A 16,336-nucleotide genomic window follows, 5' to 3' on the forward strand; every position below is an offset into this window, starting at 1 on the left:
GCGTCTTGAATCACTCGCTTACCGGCCTTTTATTGTCTTCACCCCAGAAAAGATCATCGAGATCAACACGCAAGGCCTTGGCAATGCTCCTGAAAACCGAAATGCTGCCCTCCTTCTTGCCGGTTTCGATCTCGGAAAGATAGGCCGCGCTGATGCCGATGGCCTTCGCCAGGTCCTTGCTTGTCATGCCGCGGAAATCGCGCCAGACGCGGATCGGGCTCTCTCCGTCGATCAGCCGGTCGACGAATTCGGACGGAACCTTGAGATCGTCGCCCTCCGCGATGCGCCGTTTGGCTTCGTCGTAGGCGGCGACGTCCTCCAGCATTTCCGCCATCTCGACGAGCGCCTCGTATTCGGCCCGCGCGAGCACGACCATCTCTTCGCCGCCCGGCGTGGTAAATCTGGTCACCTTGTTCATCGCCCGCTTCCTTCAGTAGATGCTTCCGCGGCTATCGACTTCAAGCACATCAAGAACGTCGCCATTTGCATCGAAGATCACACGCCAGTTACCGACCCGCAATCTAAAGCCCGCACGTCCCTGCAGCTTTTTGACATTTGCTTTCTGCGCTGCAGGATCGGCAGCATATTGGTAAATCTTCCGTCTGATCTTGTCGGCTTCGTTTCTCGGTATCCGGGCCAGCGTCCTTAAAGCCGGTGCATGAAAGACGACCTGTTTCATGGACACTAAACCTCACCCGGGAAACAGGCAATAAAATTCGCTAACAGCTAATTTTTACCACCGTCCCTCCGCCTTCATCGTCTCGATCTCGCGGATCGCCTTCTCGCGCTGGCGTTCGCGGCGGATGATGTCGGAAACCGCCGCGTCGTCGGATTTGTCCGTGTAACGGAATTCGCTGTCGGCGTAGCGGTTGATCTCCTGGAGGACCATTTCCATGGTGATCGGGCCGCGCAGTTCCTCGATCATCGCCTTTTTCTCGTCGTAGCCCTTGTGCATGAAGGCGCCGGCAGTGGCGAACCAGTCGTCCGGCAGGTCCACGTCCATGGCGCGCATCTTAATCGCGTCGGTGATGTTCTTGATGGCGCGGCCGGTGAAGCGGGGCTCGGCGATCTTGATGCGATGGAGATAGGCGCCGACATCGGCGAGCGACTTGATGGCGCCGTGCTCCTTCTCGTGCATCTCCCAGACGGCGAGAAGGCCCTCTTCCTGTGGTTTTGCATGTTGTCCGTAGGAGGTGGAGACGGCACGCTTGATCTCCTGGCCCTCGAAGAGCGTGTGCGCGCCGAGTGGGATCGAGTGGTTCTTGCCGACCAGCATGGCGAAGATGTCGATATAGTCGTCCTCGGTCTGCGGTCCGTCGACCAGCCAGCGGGCGCCGGCGCGCTGGCGCAGCGCATCGTCGACATTTTCCGGATAGTTGGAGAACATGCCGAAGGTGCAGTTGCCGCGCACCACGGTCGAGGCACCGGCAAAGCTTTCCATCAGCACCGCGGTCACCTCGTGCTGGCCGGCCGAGGCCCGGTCGTCCGAACGTTTCGCGGCGACCTGATCGACGTCGTCGATCGTGCCGAAGCCGATCGCCTTCGGGTTGATGACGTTGTTGACGAATTCCTTGCAGTTCTGGCCGGATTTGCCCTGGTAGGAGGAAATCTGGTCGACGCCGAAATTCTCATAGTGGAAGGCGTAGCCGGCGGTCTGGCAGTAGTCGTTGACGAGGCCGGCGAGCATTTGGATGAGGATCGTCTTGCCGGTGCCCGGCATACCGTCGCCGATGAAGGTGAAGAGGAAGCCCCCGAGTTCAACGAAGGGGTTGAGCTGGCGCTCGAAATCATAGGCGACGAGCATCTTGGCGAGCTTCATCGCCTGGTATTTGGCGATGTGGTTGCCGATGATCTCTTCCGGCTTCTTGAAGGTCATCGTGAGCGGCTTGCGCTTCTGGCCGGGCGCGACGTCGAAGCCGGAGAGGGTGAAATCGTCCTGCTCGATGCGGATATGGGCATTCTCGAAGCCGGCAAGGCCGGTGAAGCGGGCGCGGCGGCTGATCAGCCCCTCGATGGCGACGCGAGCGAAGGCCCGGGCGCGGGAAACGAGCGCCGCATCGTCCGGCGCGCCGGCAATCGTCCGGTCGAGGCCGGCGACCATGCTCTTCAGCGCGTCCTGCAGCGTGTCGAAGAGATAGTCCGGCTCGCCGCCGTCCTCCACCGGTTCGCCCTCGCCCGGCAGCGTCGCGCCGAGATAGGCGGCGAAGGTGAAGGCGGCGATATAGGCGGAGGCGGAAAGCAGCGCCTTGAACTGGTTCGCCTCGTCACCCGCCAGGGGCGAGGCGAGATTGCGCGATTGCAGGCCTTCGAGATTGGTCTGGCGGGAAAAGGCATCCGTCACCGCCAGGGCGACCTGAAGACCACGGCGGGAGCGGAAGAGCACGGCATGCTGCTGCGGCGAGAGCAGCGGGTCGGCGGCGCGCACGGACTGGATGGTCCTTGCCAGTTCCACCTCGCGCGTGCGCCGCGCGCCGGCGGTCGAGACCGTCGACACAAAACGCCGGCCGGTGCCGGCAAGCGCGGTGCCCTGCCTGCCGTCGTCGCTTTCGAGGATGACGAGTTTGGTGACGAGGCTCTGCGCCGTCGCCTGGTGCTTGGCGATATCGTCTTCGTGGATCGTCGTCAGTCCGGCATTGAGGCTCATCGGTCTCAGTCCTTCTGATGGCTCGGCGGCAAAAGCCACCGAGGGATTTGGGCTCCGTCAGGAGCGGTTTGCCGCCGGTCTCCCCGAAGCATCCGCGAGAACGCGACGGGTGGAGCGTGAAAGCGGCCGGCGGATCGGCGCCCGCCTGGCCGGGCGGATGTTCACCCTTCGCTGATCACCTGGTTTCCCGAGATCACATGCACCTTGTAGGCGCCGAAAATGCCGGCGGTCTCGCCCGCGGCATAGAGCGCCTGATAGGCATCGTGCGGCACCAGCGCGTGTTTCTCATAGGCGCTGACGCCCATGCGGGCGGCCTCGAGATCGTCGGTCTCGATATGGAACTCCTCCTGCGCCGGGGTGGAACTCCAGAAACCCTTCTTCGCCGGGCGCTCGGCCTTGGAGAAGACCTCCTGCACGGTCCAGGTCAGCAGCCAGGCGTTTTCCGGCTTCCGCACCTTGGAAAGGATCTCGTTGACCCGCTCATTGTTCTCGGTGATGCCGGCCGAATAGAACGGCCCCAGCACGATGCGGCGCAGCTGCTTGGGATGCAGCGTCGGAAAATCCCGGTCGAGATTGGTGGCGATCGTCGCGGGGGTAAGCGAATAGGCGCTGTTCTTCAGCGCGAAATCGTCGAAGCGGCTGGCGAGCTCGGGATTGAGCAGGCCGCCGACCGGCAGCGGGATGTCCACCTCCGGATTGAGCTTGCCGTCCTTCGTCACCAGCATCTTGATGACGTTCTCGCTCGAATCCTCGATCGTCGCCATGTAGACCATCGGCAACGTCGCCGTGCCGTCGAAGGCGCCCCAGCACACGACGTAATAGGGCCGCATGGTCTTCGGGTTGACGGCGACGCGGATCGTCTCCGGCAGCACGAAGGGCGAGAAGATGTCGCCCTTGCCGATCTGCTCCAGGTAGAGCCGCTCGGCCATGCGCGCCTGGAGATCGCCCGGGAACGCCTTGTGACGCAGGATGAAATCCGCCATCTCGCCGCGCAGCTGGTCGGCATTCGGGATCGCGGCAAGCCGCTTTTCCGCGCTCTGCCGGTCGTTCTCCAGTTCCAGCACGTTCTGGAACACCGGAAAGCCGCTCTCGGCGCGTGAGACGCGGAACTGCTGGACGAAGCCGATGCGGTTCTCCCAGCAGGCGAAGGAGGCCTTCAGCCGGGCAAGGTAGGGCACGACGATCTCGCCCACCACGCTGTTGCGGTAGAGCGGCGAGTTGCGGTCGGCAAGGAAGATCTCAAGGCCGCCGAGGGCGGCGCGGATGGTGGAGAAATATTGTGCGACGGCGCTGTCGGCGGGGGCGTTCATGGCGCATCCTCACTGGCACTCCAAGACTGCCCCTCATCCGGCCTGCCGGCCACCTTCTCCCCGTGAACGGGGCGAAGGAGATATGCCGCGCTGGTTTCCTCAGCCAATACCCATTCGTGGGGCAAGTCCCCTCTCCCCGCTTGCGGGGAGAGGGTTAGGGCGAGGGGCAATGGCATGCCTGCGACCATCACTGCTTCACGTAGTTCGCGGTGTTGTGCTTGTCCATGACAGCCTGGAAGCGCCGGGCGAAGGCGTCGTCGGCGAGCTTCTTGCGGCGCTGGATGTCCTGTGTCGCCAGCATGTTCTTCTCGTGCATTTCGAGGAGATCGCCGATATGGCGCTGGGCGGCCGAGCCGATGCCGGCCATGGTCTCTTCCGCGGCCGTGTCGACCTGCGAGCCGAGCGTGTTGATCTTGTGCGCCACATCCTGCTGCGCGGCGGTCTTCAACGAATCCTCCAGCGCCTTGTAGAGCACGATGCGCTGCTCGGTATCGATGGTCAGCTTGTTGATCAGCGTGTTCTGCGCGGCGATCTGGTTGTTGAGCGAATCGACGAAGGTCTGGAACATCGAGGTGTAGCGTTCCAGCGTCTGGCTCTCGGCAAGCAGCTCCTGCTCCTTCGCCTGCATCTGGTTGTATTCCGTCGCCAGCGCCGAGCGCTCGCCTTCAAGGTCCGTGCGGGTCTTCTGGTCCGTCGAAGCGGCGATGCGGTTCTCGAGATCCATCAGCAGCGGGTTCAGTTCCTCGATGCGCTTCTGGGTGGCCTCGAGATTGGTCATCGTGCCCTTGCGCCGCTCGATCACCTGCACGAGGCTCGCCTCGGAGGTCTTGTAGCGCTGGTCGAGGATCGACTTCTGCTCCTTCAGGATGCCGACGATCGTGTCGGACTTGGAGAGAAGTTCCTGCAGGTTGCCGGCGAGCGACATGTTGCGCACGCGGTCGGTGCGCATGCGCTGCATCTTCTGCTTGGAGAAGATGCCGATGAACTTCTCGTAGCCCGTATAGCTCTTCATGCTCTCGAATTCGGTGCCGAAGATGTTCGTCGCATCTTCGAGGCCGATAATGAGGTCGGCGATATTGCCTTCCATCACGCGCTGCTGGGCGATGACGTCCTGGATGCGGGCGTTCTCGATGTCGAAATTGACATCGCCGAGCTTGGTGTCCGCCTTGGCGAACTGGTCGAGCACGGTGCTCGACTGCTCCAGCTTGCTGCGCATCTGGTTGACGACGCTGCGAGTCTTCTCGATTTCCGCATCGAAGTTCTGAAGTGTGGCCATGCTTGTCCCCTTGAAACTCTCCACGGCAGACGTCTGCGCCGCCCGATTTATTCCATCGCGGCAACACTATACGATTTCAGGCAGATAGGAACCTGCCCGCCGCCTCTACCGAACAAGATGTGGGACGGCACGGACCGCCCACAAGAGCGGTGCCGAAAATTTCGGTGGCGGCTAATGGCCCGCCGGCGCTTTCAGATAGGCGATGAGGTTGGCGATATCCTCGATCTTCCTCAGTCCCGCAAAGGCCATGGCGGTGCCCGGCACCATGGCCTTGGGCGACATCAGATACTCGGCGATCAAGGCCTCGTTCCACATCTTGCCGCCCTCGGCGAAGGCCGTCATGGCGGCGGAATAGCGGTAGTCGCCGACGGAGGCGACCGGCCGGCCGACGATGCCGGCGAGCGTCGGCCCGACGCGGTTGACCGGCTCGGTCGAATGGCAGGGCGCGCATTTCTTGAAGACCGTCTTTCCCGCGACGGCGTCGCCCTCCGCCAGGGCGGGGGCGGCGAGACAGAGGAACGCGGCGGCGGCGGCAGGAAGTCGTTTCATCATTTGTCCCCTCGCCGCCCGACGGCCGTCAATCGGCGTTCATGATGTCGTCCCAGTGGCGGCGGCAATAGGAAACGTACTTGTCATTGCCGCCGATTTCCACCTGCGCGCCTTCCCGCGCCACCTTGCCGTCGGCGCCGAGCCGGACGACCATCGTCGCCTTGCGGCCGCAATGGCAGATGGTGCGCACCTCGCGCAGCTCGTCGGCGATGGCGAGCAGCGCTTGCGAGCCGGGAAAGAGCTTGCCCTGGAAATCGGTGCGCAGGCCGTAGGCCATGACGGGGATGTGCAGCCGGTCGGCGACGCGGGCGAGCTGCCAGACCTGCTCCTCGGAGAGGAACTGAGCCTCGTCGACGAAGACGCAGGCGATCTCGCCGCCGCCGTCGCCATTCAGTTCCTCGACATGCTTGTAGAGGTCGTCGGCATGGTCGAAGGCGATGGCTTCCGAGGTCAGGCCGATGCGCGAGGAGATGCGGCCCTGGCCCGCGCGATCGTCGAAGGAGGCGATCAGGATCGCCGTGCGCATGCCGCGTTCGCGGTAGTTGTAGGACGCCTGCAGGAGCAGCGTCGACTTTCCCGCGTTCATCGTCGCGTAACTGAAATAGAGCTTAGCCATGATTTTCTCCGTCCCCGCCTCATGGCCCGGCAGGGCGCGATTTTCCAGTCGAAAAGGCCGGAAAACCACAGAAAACCGCGCGGCCCGCCTTCTGCGACATCCATGTGCAAAATTGCGAACAGGTCCGAAATTTATTGGACGTTTCAGGGGCTTCCGGCTACGCCAAGATGCTTGAAAGCATATCGTTTTGATGATTGGCTAAACCATCAGTTATAAGGGGAGCAATAAAATGAAGTCTGCATCGCCATTCAAGACCCTTCTTGCCGCAGCCGTCTCCGTCCTCGCGCTTGGCGCCGCCAACGTCTCGGCCGCCGAAGCCGAAAGCTGTGGCAAGGTTCGCTTCTCGGACGTGGGCTGGACGGACATCACCGCCACGACCGCCACCGCGACCGTTCTGCTGAAGAGCCTCGGCTACGAGACCGAGGTGACGGTCCTGTCCGTTCCGGTGACCTATACATCGCTGAAGAACAAGGACATCGATGTCTTCCTCGGAAACTGGATGCCCACCATGGAAGCCGACATCAAGCCGTTCCGCGAGGACGGCTCGGTCGAGACCGTGCGCGAGAACCTGGAGGGCGCGAAATACACGCTCGCGACCAATGCCAAGGGCGCCGAACTCGGCATCAAGGACTTCGCCGACATCGCCAAGCAGAAGGATGCGCTCGGCGCCAAGATCTACGGCATCGAGCCGGGCAATGACGGCAACCGCCTGATCATCGACATGGTCACCAACAACAAGTTCGATCTGTCGGGCTTCGAAGTGGTCGAATCCTCCGAGCAGGGCATGCTGGCCGAAGTCGCCCGCGCCGAGCAGGAAGGCACCCCGGTCGTCTTCCTCGGCTGGGAGCCGCACCCGATGAACGCCAACTTCAAGCTGACTTATCTCACCGGCGGCGACGACGTCTTCGGTCCGGATTTCGGCGGCGCGACGGTCTACACGAACGTGCGCCAGGGTTATGTCGCCGAATGCCCGAATGTCGGCAAGTTCCTGCAGAACCTCAAGTTCACGCTGGAAATGGAAAACCAGATCATGGGCAAGATCCTGAACGACGGCCAGGATCCGGAAACGGCCGCCACCGACTGGCTGAAGGCCAACCCGGCCGCCGTCGAGCCGTGGCTTGCCGGCGTCACGACCAAGGACGGCAGCGGCGAGGCCCTGCCGGCCGCGAAAACGGCACTCGGTCTCTAACAGGGAAGAAGGGGAGCGGGGAGGAGACCTCCCCCCTCCTCAGGTTGTTGACAGACCTCACCTCTCCCGCTGCCGTCATCCTCGGCCTTGAGCCGAGGATCCACATACCACGACGGCGATGGATGCTCGGGTCAAGCCCGAGCATGACGGCGGAGAGGTTTTCGGAACTTTGTCAGCGCTCTGTGGGCGAGAAGGAAACTTTCCCGCCCTTACTTCCCGCCGATAGTCGTTGCATCGTCAACCTCCAGACTAAGGCTTGCTGCCGTGGATTGGCTCACCGTCTCCAAAATTCCGATCGGCCCGATCGCCAAGGAAGTCGTCAACTGGCTGACGACCAACGGCAAGGGACTGTTCGACTTCCTGAAGGTCTTCCTGCAGGCCGGCATCGACGCCGTGCTCTTCCTGCTGCAGGGTCCGTTCTCCAGCGCCGGCGGCAGGTTCGGCTATGCGCTGTTCCTCATCGTGCTCGTGACGGGTCTCAGCTGGTGGTTCCGCCGCTCGATCGGCGTCGCCGCCTTCACCTTCCTCGGCCTCCTGCTCATCGTGAACCAGGGCTACTGGAAGGAGACGACGGAGACGCTGGCGCTCGTGCTGGCGGCGACCGGCGTCAGCATGGTCGTCGGCGTGCCGCTCGGCATCGCCGCCGCGCGCCGGCCGTGGTTCTATTCGATCCTCCGGCCGATCCTCGATCTCATGCAGACGATCCCGACCTTCGTCTATCTCATCCCGGCGCTGATCCTCTTCGGCCTCGGCATGGTGCCGGGCCTCATCGCCACGGTGATCTTCGCCATCCCCGCCCCGATCCGCCTCACCCGCCTCGGCATCATCTCGACGCCGCCTTCGCTGGTGGAGGCCGCGCAGGCCTTCGGCGCGACGCCCGGCCAGGTGCTGCGCAAGGTCGAGCTGCCCTATGCGACGCCGCAGATCATGGCGGGCCTCACCCAGACCATCATGCTCTCCCTGTCGATGGTGGTCATCGCCGCGCTCGTCGGCGCCAAGGGCCTCGGCGTTCCCGTGGTGCGCGCGCTCAACACCGTGAACATCTCCATGGGCTTCGAGGCGGGCCTGTGCATCGTGATCCTCGCGATCATCCTCGACCGTCTCTTCCGCGCCGCCGATGAGGGAGACGCCAAATGACCGAAACCGTCGTCTTCAAGAATGTCTCCATCATCTTCGGCGACAGCCCGCAGAAGGCCCTCGCCATGGTCGATGCGGGCAAGACCCGCGACGAGATCGGCGCGGAGACCGGCCTGGTGCTCGGCGTGGCCGATGCCACGCTGTCGATCACGGAGGGCGAGATCCTCGTGCTGATGGGCCTTTCGGGCTCCGGCAAGTCGACGCTGCTGCGCGCCGTCAACGGGCTTGCCCCCGTGGTGCGCGGCGACGTGCAGGTAAAGGCCGCAAGCGGTTCGGTGAACCCCTATACGGCAACGCCCAAGGCGCTGCGCGATTTCCGCATGCACACGGTCTCGATGGTGTTCCAGCAGTTCGCGCTGCTGCCCTGGCGCAGCGTTGCCGACAATGTCGGCTTCGGCCTGGAGCTTGCCGGCGTGCCGGATCGCGAGCGCAAGGCGCGCGTCGCCGAACAGCTCGAGCTCGTCAACCTCGCCAAATGGGCGGACCGCAAGGTGAACGAGCTGTCGGGCGGCATGCAGCAGCGCGTCGGCCTTGCCCGCGCCTTCGCCACCGGCGCGCCGATCCTGCTCATGGACGAGCCGTTCTCCGCGCTCGACCCGCTGATCCGCACGCGCCTGCAGGACGAGCTGCTGGAGTTCCAGCGTCGGCTGAAGAAGACCATCCTCTTCGTCAGCCACGACCTCGACGAGGCCTTCCGCATCGGCAACCGCATCGCCATCATGGAAGGCGGGCGCATCATCCAGTGCGGCACGCCGCAGGAGATCGTCAAGAACCCGGCCAACCAGTATGTCGCGGACTTCGTGCAGAACATGAACCCGATCAACATGCTGACGGCCGGCGACGTGATGCAGCACGGCGCTTCAAGCAATGGCGGCGTGACGGCGACCGCGGCACCGCAGACCCCGCTCGTCGACATCCTCGACGCCATGGCCCGCACGCCGGGCAATGTCGGCGTCGTCGACAACGGCACGGTCGTCGGCACGATCAACGCGCAGGATATCGTGAACGGATTGACGCGGCACCGCCGGCGGGGGTGACGGTTCGCCCCGAACGGATTAGATAGAGCAGCGCCCGCAACGGGCGCTGCTTTTTCATGGAAGGACGGGAGCAAGACCATGACCGAGAAGGACAGGCCGAGCGTCCTGCGCGAAACCGATGATGACGCGCGGCGCCTCGCCCGCACGCTGCTGCGCTCCGCCCGGAGCTGCGCGCTTGCCGTCATCGAGCCGGAAAGCGGCGCGCCCTTCGCCAGCCGCACGCTGACGGGCACCGACACGGACGGCACGCCGGTCATCCTCGTCTCCGCCCTTTCCGTCCACACCCAGGCGCTCCGGCGCGACCCGCGCGCCTCGCTGCTGGCGGGCGAACCCGGCAAGGGCGATCCCCTCGCCCATCCCCGCCTGACGGTGCTCTGCGAGGCGGAGGAAGTGGCCCGCGACAGCGCCGCGCATGCCGCGCTGCGCGAACGCTTCGTCCGCCGCCACCCAAAGGCGAAACTCTATGTCGATTTCCCCGATTTCGCCTTCTTCCGCCTCGTGCCGCTGCGCGCCCATCTCAACGGCGGCTTCGGCAAGGCCTTCGTTCTGACGGCGGACGACCTCATGATTCGCTCCCCGGCCCGCGGCGCGCTTGCCGAGATGGAAACCGGCGCCGTCGAGCACATGAACAGCGACCATGCGGAAGCGGCCGGCATCTATGCCCGCCACTATTGCGGCGCGCAGGACGGCGACTGGATCATCGTGGGGCTCGACGCCGCAGGCATCGACCTTGCCAGCGGCGACAAACTGAAGCGGCTGGAATTTTCACGCGAACTTGATCAGGCCACGGAACTTCGCGGGGAGCTTGCGCGTTTGCTTCGGGAAGCAAGGGCGGCGGGCTGAACCGTCTGCATTTGCGCGAAATCCGCTTGCCGCGCCTTTTTCGATAGGGAAGGCGCCTATCGCTATACGTGCAGGATACCCCCATTTCTGGCACTTGATGAGGGGTATTTTGTTTATATGCTAACAAGCGGATTCAAAAAATTACTTAATTTGAAGCGGAAACGCCCAAAGGAGTTTCAGATGGACAAGATTTCAGACGCAGAGCACGCGCAGGCCGAGGTTGCATCCGACTTTCTGTCCGCCATGGCCAACCCGAAGCGCCTGCTCATCCTGAAGGTCCTGGTCGAAGGCGAAATCGCCGTCGGCGCCCTCGCAAACCAGGTCGGTCTCAGCCAGTCGGCCCTATCGCAGCACCTGTCGAAGCTGCGGGCGCAGAATCTCGTCACCACGCGCCGCGATGCCCAGACCATCTATTATTCCAGCAAGTCCGATGCCGTGCTGACCATTCTCGACGCGCTTGAGCGCATCTACAGAGCCCCCGGCAACGGGGCGTCGGAAAAGAAGCTTCGCATCGCCTGATCGCCTCCCCGCCTATCCCGATCGCGACGCCCCGGCCGGAATCCGGGGCGTTTTGCATGGAATCATCCGCTTGACGGCCCCGGGCGCCTTGATACTTTGACCAGCGGGTAAAAATTCCATCCGCAGTGCCCGCCGGGACGGCCCCCGCATTAAAGGCCCAGCATTTCAAGGATCACGGAGAGACCGCATGTCCAACCGCCTCAACACCCCCAACGACCTGCGTGCCTTCTGGATGCCGTTCACGGCAAACCGGCAGTTCAAGAAGGAACCGCGCCTCTTCGTCGGCGCCAAGGACATGTATTACACCACCCATGACGGCCGCCAGGTGCTCGACGGCACGGCGGGCCTTTGGTGCGTCAATGCCGGCCATTGTCGCCCGAAGATCACCGAGGCGATCCGCGAACAGGCCGGCGAGCTGGACTATGCGCCCGCCTTCCAGCTCGGCCATCCGAAGGCCTTCGAGCTCGCCAACCGCCTCGTCGACATCGCGCCCGAGGGCATGGACCATGTCCTCTACACCAATTCCGGCTCCGAATCGGTCGAGACCGCGCTGAAGGTGGCGCTCGCCTATCACCGCGCCAAGGGCGACGGCGCGCGCTTCCGCCTGATCGGCCGCGAGCGCGGCTATCACGGCGTCAATTTCGGCGGCATCTCCGTCGGCGGCATCGTCGCCAACCGCAAGATGTTCGGCACGCTGCTGACGGGCGTCGACCACATGCCGCACACCCATTTCCCCGACAGGAACGCCTTCTCGCGCGGCGAGCCGGAACACGGCGGCGACATCGCCAGCGAATTGCAGCGCATCATCACCCTGCATGACGCCTCCACCATCGCCGCGGTCATCGTCGAGCCGGTCGCCGGCTCCACGGGCGTGCTCATCCCGCCGAAGGGCTACCTCCAGAAGCTGCGCGAGATCTGCACGCAGCACGGCATCCTGCTGATCTTCGACGAGGTCATCACCGGCTTCGGCCGCCTCGGCGCACCCTTCGCCGCGCAGTATTTCGACGTGAAGCCCGATATCATCACCACCGCGAAGGGCCTCACCAACGGCGTGATCCCGATGGGCGCCGTCTTCGTGACCTCCGAGATCCATGACGCCTTCATGAACGGCCCGGAGCACATGATCGAGTTCTTCCACGGCTACACCTATTCCGGCAACCCGATCGCCTGCGCCGCCGCGCTCGGCACGCTCGACACCTACAAGGAAGAGGGTCTCCTGACCCGTGCCACGGAACTCGCCTCCTATTGGGAGGAAGGCCTGCATTCGCTGAAGGATTGCCCGAACGTCATCGACATCCGGAATGTCGGCCTGATCGGCGCCGTCGAGCTCGCCTCCATCGCCGGCGAACCGACCAAGCGGGCCTTCAATGCCTTCCTCAAGGCCTATGAGAAGGGCCTTCTCATCCGCACGACGGGCGACATCATCGCGCTCTCCCCGCCGCTCATCATCGAGAAGCGCGAGATCGACGAACTGTTCGGCAAGCTGCGCGAGGTGCTGCAGAACAACATCTGATCCGGACGATCCGGCGGCGGTATGGCGGCTTCGGCCGCCATTTCCGTTCGCGTCAGAGCCGCCGCAGCCGTCCGGAATAGTGCACGACCTCGCCGATGACCGGCAGCCCGATCGGCACGTCGAAGCAGAAATCCTCGCCTTCGGCCCATTCGCGCGCCGTGCTGCGCGGCGCCAGCGCCAGCGGCATCGGAAGGCCGAAGACGGACCATCCACGCATCACCATCGCCAGGCCGGAGGCATCCACCGGCAGGTCGAAGGAAAAGCGCATCGGCCCGAACCGCTCGACAAGGCGTGCGCCGCTCTGGCTGAGTTCGCTTGAAAAGACATGGCCGGAAAAATCCCGCGTCCAGCACTCGACGCCATCCCTCTCCTCGAAGGAAACGTGCAGGTCGTGCTCGCCCTCCGGCGGAAAGCGCATGACGGCACAGACAAGCCGCGCCAGACGCGACCGTCCCCGCCGCACGCGTCCCCAGCCCGCGGCCCCGGCATCGCCGACAAGGTCGTGCATGTCCCGCACCGGCTGCGGCATCGTGCCGTAGACCGCACCGATGACACGGCGGTAAAGCGGCACATAGGGCAGGCTCTCGATCGCCCGATGGAGGGCGAGCCTTTCGAAGTGGGGAGCGAATTGCGCAAGGCTCATCTCGCCCGCCGCCGGTCGCGCGCCCGGCGCAAGGCGTCCCGCCGCGATGGCATCGGCCGCGACATGGGCGGCGATCGTCGGGATCTCCGGGCCGTCGCCATTTTCCGCGATCAGCGTCCAGCGGCGGAGGACCGGCGCCCCCTCGAAAAATCCCTTCACCTCGATCACCATGGCGGAACGATCCGTGCCGAAACGGGCGCTCAGCTTCTGCAGCGGCAGCAGCCATCGAGCGAAGGGCGAAAGCGAGCCCGGCCATCCCCATTTCACCGGCCAGCTCAAGAGCCAGAGCGTCAGCAGCTGAAAGGAGAATTCCGGTCCCGCGCGGAAAATGCTCGCCGGCCGGCCGGGCAGCGCCGCCGGAACGATATCGTGATCCGGCACATCCGCAAGCGCCACCAGCCGCCGGATGGGCGGCCGGCCGGCAACAGCGTAGTCCTGCCGGCGCAACCGGTGCCAGCCCGTCTCCTGCCGCCAGCGCCCGCCGCGCCAGAGGCGCACCGGCTTTCCGACATAGCTGAGGATCGCGGCCGCCACGGAAGCGCCGGCCGTCGCGCGGTTCGAGGCGCTGATCGACATCTCGACCGAGCACACCCGCTCCATGTCCCGTGCCAGCTCGGCAATGACCGCGCCCGAAAGCGCCGGCACGCTGGAGCCGCCCGAGACCACCACGACTCCGGCCGCCCGCGCCGCCGCATCCAGCCGTCCGACGCCGCAGACGAAGTCCCGCGCATCCGCAAGGTCGACATAATGCACCCCGCGCGCGATGCAGGCTTCCGCAACATGGTAGCCGCTGCCCTGAAAGGGTCCGGCCGCATCGATCAGCAGGAAGGGACGATGCGCCTCGAGCACGGGGCCGAGATCGCCGTTGCGATCGACGGCAAGCGCCGCTGCATTGGGCAAGCCTTCGGCGAGCCGCGCCGCCGCTGCCCTGTCGCGGCCCGCGACCAGCACCGCCCAGCCATCCGCCGCCAGCCGCCGGGACAGCCGGGACAGCCGGGCGCCGAAACCGCCATATCCGCCGAGAACGATGACCCGCTTCACAACACCCGGTCCGCATCCTCCGGCGCGGGGATCCAGCACGCGTCCCGTCGCCCGAACACCCGGTAGCGGTTGCGCGCCAGCCAGCGATAGGCGGGATCGCGCAGGAAGCGCGGGATGAACCGCAGCGCGGACAGCGCCTTCCACGGCCAGCCGAGCCCGGCATAGATCGCCAGCACCGCATCACTGTCCTTGAGCAGCCGGTCGCCATCCACGACGATCATCGATTCGGGATCGGCCGGATCGATGCCGAAGCGGCGATAGAGCGCTGCGCCGACCGCATTCTGCATGGAGGCAAGACGGAACCGCCGGGCGCGATCGTGCCGGAGCACGAATTGCGCATTGGCCGAGCAGAGAATGCACTCCGCATCGAAGACGATGATCGGGCCTGCCGCGTCGTTCCGGGTCATGTCCTCAACATAGGATGGCGGCGATGCGCCATCAATCCGCAACCGCCGGAGAAAGCCGCTTTTCATAGCGCCAGACCTCCAGATCGAAAGCCCCCTCCGTCGTGTCCAGCCGGTGGACGACGGTCGCGGCAAGGTGCCAGCCGCATTTCTCGTAGAAGCGGGCGGCGCGGTGGTTGCCGATCGCGCAGGCGAGCCAGGCGGTCGCCACGCCACGGGCGGCAAGGCGTCCTTCGGCATCCGCCACGAGCGCGGCGGCAACGCCCCTGCCGCGCCCTGCCGGCGCCACGAAAAGCTGGTCGAGCTCGTCATGCCGGATGGCGCAGAAGCCGAGCGGTGCGTCCGGATCGCCGATCACGCGCACATCCGCCAGCATGGCCGACAGGCGATCGGCAAAACTCTGCCGCGTGCGCAGGCTGGCAAGCGCCGCTGGAAGCACCGCCGCATGCGCATCCTGCCATCCGTCAAACCAGAGCTGCGCCAGCGCCGCGATCTCCGACGGTCCCGGTGTCCTCGTGGTCCATGCCGGCTGCATCCGCTTCTCCCTGAATGGCACGCCGCGATCTTTCAGTGCATGCCATTGTCGCAAGTCCGCTGCGTTCTTTCGCACGGCATGCTTTAACCGTGGCCGGATGGGCCTTGCAAGTCCGGCCCGTTTGAGGGCTATTCTGCGCGCCAGAAACCTTAAGGGCGAGCCCATGCCGACCACCACCCGCATAGCGAACGGCTTCCTGTCGATTGATGTCTCCTCGCTCGGTGCCGAAATGCAGTCGGTCACCACCCGGGACGGGGCGGAATGGCTGTGGAACGGCGACGCCACCTTCTGGACGGGGCGCTCGCCGGTGCTCTTCCCGATCGTCGGCAAGGCGCCTGACGATACGCTCCTCATCGACGGCGAGCCCCATGCGATGGCGCAGCACGGTTTCGCCAGGCGACGGGAGTTCTCGCTGGCCGCCGCAAGCGACACGCTGTGCCGCTACAGCCTGGAGGCCTCGGACGAAACCCGCGCCGTCTATCCGTTCGACTTCCTGCTCTCCGTCGAGCACAGCCTGGACGGCCCGACCCTCACCGTCGCCGCCGAAGTCGAAAACCGCGGCAGGACCGCCATGCCCTTCGGTCTCGGCTTCCACCCGGCCTTCCTCTGGCCTCTGCCCGGCGCGGCGGGAAGGCCGCATGCCGTGACGCTCGGCAATGCCGGGGAGCCGCGGCGCCAGCCGCTGGAGAAGGGCCTGCTGTCGCAAGGCCGCACGCCCTCGCCCTTTGCCGCGGGCCGGCTCCGCCTCTCCCCCGATCTCTTCGAGAACGACGCGCTCGTCTTCCCCGAAGGCGCGGACGACGACCTCGCCTACGGCGCCGAAGGCGGGCCGGCGCTGGCCTTCCGCTTCGAGAATCTGCCGAACCTCGCGCTGTGGACCAAGCCCGGCGCGCCCTTCCTCTGCGTCGAGCCCTGGCACGGCACGGCTGCGGAACTCGGCGGCTCGCGCGAATTGAGAGACCGTCCCTACACGACCGTGCTTGCCGCGGGAGCGCGCGCCCGCTTCGCCTTCACCGTCACCTTTCCCGCCTGAACGCGCAATTCGACGCGCCGGCCCTTCCCTCTTCCCGCCGCACCGCT

17 protein-coding genes are annotated in these 16,336 nt (G+C 65.0%); 7 read left to right on the top strand and 10 right to left on the bottom strand.

Features of this window, described 5'->3' with window-relative positions; genetic code table 11:
- Positions 1 to 10 precede the first annotated feature (10 nt).
- The 7 genes from AABF56_RS12155 to AABF56_RS12185 form a co-directional block, all read right to left on the bottom strand.
- The gene (locus AABF56_RS12155) at positions 11 to 418 is read right to left on the bottom strand and encodes a helix-turn-helix domain-containing protein (protein ID WP_280530988.1); all 408 of its coding nucleotides are present in this window, start codon (positions 416 to 418) and stop codon (positions 11 to 13) included.
- A 12-nt stretch (positions 419 to 430) separates the two neighbouring features.
- Positions 431 to 679, bottom strand: a complete 249-nt coding sequence (locus AABF56_RS12160) for a type II toxin-antitoxin system RelE family toxin (protein WP_272806108.1) — start codon at positions 677 to 679, stop codon at positions 431 to 433.
- Between the two features lie 54 nt (positions 680 to 733).
- Positions 734 to 2,644, bottom strand: coding sequence for an AAA family ATPase (locus tag AABF56_RS12165; protein ID WP_272806109.1), 1,911 nt, complete (start codon positions 2,642 to 2,644; stop codon positions 734 to 736).
- A gap of 161 nt (positions 2,645 to 2,805) precedes the next feature.
- A complete protein-coding gene (locus AABF56_RS12170) occupies positions 2,806 to 3,954 on the bottom strand; it encodes a hypothetical protein (protein WP_244767069.1) in 1,149 nt (382 codons plus the stop codon).
- Between the two features lie 187 nt (positions 3,955 to 4,141).
- Positions 4,142 to 5,230, bottom strand: coding sequence for a hypothetical protein (locus tag AABF56_RS12175; RefSeq protein WP_244767070.1), 1,089 nt, complete (start codon positions 5,228 to 5,230; stop codon positions 4,142 to 4,144).
- A 171-nt stretch (positions 5,231 to 5,401) separates the two neighbouring features.
- Positions 5,402 to 5,779 carry a c-type cytochrome gene (locus AABF56_RS12180; protein WP_244767071.1) on the bottom strand — a complete coding sequence of 126 codons (378 nt, stop codon included), beginning with the start codon at positions 5,777 to 5,779 and terminating at the stop codon, positions 5,402 to 5,404.
- 28 nt (positions 5,780 to 5,807) lie between these two features.
- Complete coding sequence (locus tag AABF56_RS12185; RefSeq protein WP_272806110.1) at positions 5,808 to 6,395, bottom strand: thymidine kinase; 588 nt, start codon at positions 6,393 to 6,395, stop codon at positions 5,808 to 5,810.
- Positions 6,396 to 6,624: 229 nt separating this feature from the next.
- On the opposite strand from AABF56_RS12185, the gene AABF56_RS12190 reads away from it, so the two are divergent.
- The 6 genes from AABF56_RS12190 (at position 6,625) to AABF56_RS12215 (ending at position 12,633) form a co-directional block, all read left to right on the top strand.
- On the top strand, positions 6,625 to 7,584 hold the full coding sequence (locus AABF56_RS12190) for a choline ABC transporter substrate-binding protein (protein ID WP_244767073.1): 960 nt from the start codon (positions 6,625 to 6,627) through the stop codon (positions 7,582 to 7,584).
- 264 nt (positions 7,585 to 7,848) lie between these two features.
- The gene (choW, locus tag AABF56_RS12195) at positions 7,849 to 8,721 is read left to right on the top strand and encodes a choline ABC transporter permease subunit (RefSeq protein ID WP_244767074.1); all 873 of its coding nucleotides are present in this window, start codon (positions 7,849 to 7,851) and stop codon (positions 8,719 to 8,721) included.
- Positions 8,718 to 9,758, top strand: coding sequence for a choline ABC transporter ATP-binding protein (choV, locus tag AABF56_RS12200; RefSeq protein ID WP_244767075.1), 1,041 nt, complete (start codon positions 8,718 to 8,720; stop codon positions 9,756 to 9,758). The genes choW and choV overlap by 4 nt, the downstream gene beginning before the upstream one ends.
- A 78-nt stretch (positions 9,759 to 9,836) precedes the next feature.
- Positions 9,837 to 10,601 carry a HugZ family pyridoxamine 5'-phosphate oxidase gene (locus tag AABF56_RS12205; RefSeq protein ID WP_272806111.1) on the top strand — a complete coding sequence of 255 codons (765 nt, stop codon included), beginning with the start codon at positions 9,837 to 9,839 and terminating at the stop codon, positions 10,599 to 10,601.
- A 180-nt stretch (positions 10,602 to 10,781) separates the two neighbouring features.
- Positions 10,782 to 11,120, top strand: a complete 339-nt coding sequence (locus AABF56_RS12210) for an ArsR/SmtB family transcription factor (RefSeq protein ID WP_244767077.1) — start codon at positions 10,782 to 10,784, stop codon at positions 11,118 to 11,120.
- 187 nt (positions 11,121 to 11,307) lie between these two features.
- Positions 11,308 to 12,633, top strand: coding sequence for an aspartate aminotransferase family protein (locus tag AABF56_RS12215; RefSeq protein ID WP_272806112.1), 1,326 nt, complete (start codon positions 11,308 to 11,310; stop codon positions 12,631 to 12,633).
- 52 nt (positions 12,634 to 12,685) lie between these two features.
- Here the strand turns inward: AABF56_RS12215 and AABF56_RS12220 are convergent, their stop codons facing one another.
- From AABF56_RS12220 to AABF56_RS12230, 3 genes are read right to left on the bottom strand one after another with little or no spacing between them, the layout of a single operon-like run.
- Positions 12,686 to 14,317 (bottom strand): SDR family oxidoreductase, encoded by a 1,632-nt coding sequence (locus AABF56_RS12220; protein WP_272806113.1) that lies wholly within the window; start codon positions 14,315 to 14,317, stop codon positions 12,686 to 12,688.
- Complete coding sequence (locus AABF56_RS12225) at positions 14,314 to 14,724, bottom strand: thiol-disulfide oxidoreductase DCC family protein (protein WP_272806114.1); 411 nt, start codon at positions 14,722 to 14,724, stop codon at positions 14,314 to 14,316. The genes AABF56_RS12220 and AABF56_RS12225 overlap by 4 nt, the downstream gene beginning before the upstream one ends.
- Before the next feature lie 31 nt (positions 14,725 to 14,755).
- Positions 14,756 to 15,256 carry a GNAT family N-acetyltransferase gene (locus tag AABF56_RS12230; protein ID WP_272806115.1) on the bottom strand — a complete coding sequence of 167 codons (501 nt, stop codon included), beginning with the start codon at positions 15,254 to 15,256 and terminating at the stop codon, positions 14,756 to 14,758.
- A 163-nt stretch (positions 15,257 to 15,419) separates the two neighbouring features.
- Here AABF56_RS12230 and AABF56_RS12235 point away from each other — a divergent pair, with 163 nt between their 5' ends.
- A complete protein-coding gene (locus tag AABF56_RS12235) occupies positions 15,420 to 16,289 on the top strand; it encodes an aldose 1-epimerase family protein (protein WP_272806116.1) in 870 nt (289 codons plus the stop codon).
- The last annotated feature ends 47 nt before the right edge of the window (positions 16,290 to 16,336 follow it).

Source organism: Shinella sp. WSC3-e, from assembly GCF_945994535.1.
In the GTDB taxonomy this organism is placed as follows: Bacteria; Pseudomonadota; Alphaproteobacteria; order Rhizobiales; family Rhizobiaceae; genus Shinella; species Shinella yambaruensis.

Coding starts and splice junctions, on each gene's coding strand:
- AABF56_RS12155 (WP_280530988.1), bottom strand. CDS start 418: ATGAACAAGGTGACCAGATTTACCACGCCGGGCGGCGAAGAGATGGTC.
- AABF56_RS12160 (WP_272806108.1), bottom strand. CDS start 679: ATGAAACAGGTCGTCTTTCATGCACCGGCTTTAAGGACGCTGGCCCGG.
- AABF56_RS12165 (WP_272806109.1), bottom strand. CDS start 2,644: ATGAGCCTCAATGCCGGACTGACGACGATCCACGAAGACGATATCGCC.
- AABF56_RS12170 (WP_244767069.1), bottom strand. CDS start 3,954: ATGAACGCCCCCGCCGACAGCGCCGTCGCACAATATTTCTCCACCATC.
- AABF56_RS12175 (WP_244767070.1), bottom strand. CDS start 5,230: ATGGCCACACTTCAGAACTTCGATGCGGAAATCGAGAAGACTCGCAGC.
- AABF56_RS12180 (WP_244767071.1), bottom strand. CDS start 5,779: ATGAAACGACTTCCTGCCGCCGCCGCCGCGTTCCTCTGTCTCGCCGCC.
- AABF56_RS12185 (WP_272806110.1), bottom strand. CDS start 6,395: ATGGCTAAGCTCTATTTCAGTTACGCGACGATGAACGCGGGAAAGTCG.
- AABF56_RS12190 (WP_244767073.1), top strand. CDS start 6,625: ATGAAGTCTGCATCGCCATTCAAGACCCTTCTTGCCGCAGCCGTCTCC.
- choV (WP_244767075.1), top strand. CDS start 8,718: ATGACCGAAACCGTCGTCTTCAAGAATGTCTCCATCATCTTCGGCGAC.
- AABF56_RS12205 (WP_272806111.1), top strand. CDS start 9,837: ATGACCGAGAAGGACAGGCCGAGCGTCCTGCGCGAAACCGATGATGAC.
- AABF56_RS12210 (WP_244767077.1), top strand. CDS start 10,782: ATGGACAAGATTTCAGACGCAGAGCACGCGCAGGCCGAGGTTGCATCC.
- AABF56_RS12215 (WP_272806112.1), top strand. CDS start 11,308: ATGTCCAACCGCCTCAACACCCCCAACGACCTGCGTGCCTTCTGGATG.
- AABF56_RS12225 (WP_272806114.1), bottom strand. CDS start 14,724: ATGACCCGGAACGACGCGGCAGGCCCGATCATCGTCTTCGATGCGGAG.
- AABF56_RS12230 (WP_272806115.1), bottom strand. CDS start 15,256: ATGCAGCCGGCATGGACCACGAGGACACCGGGACCGTCGGAGATCGCG.
- AABF56_RS12235 (WP_272806116.1), top strand. CDS start 15,420: ATGCCGACCACCACCCGCATAGCGAACGGCTTCCTGTCGATTGATGTC.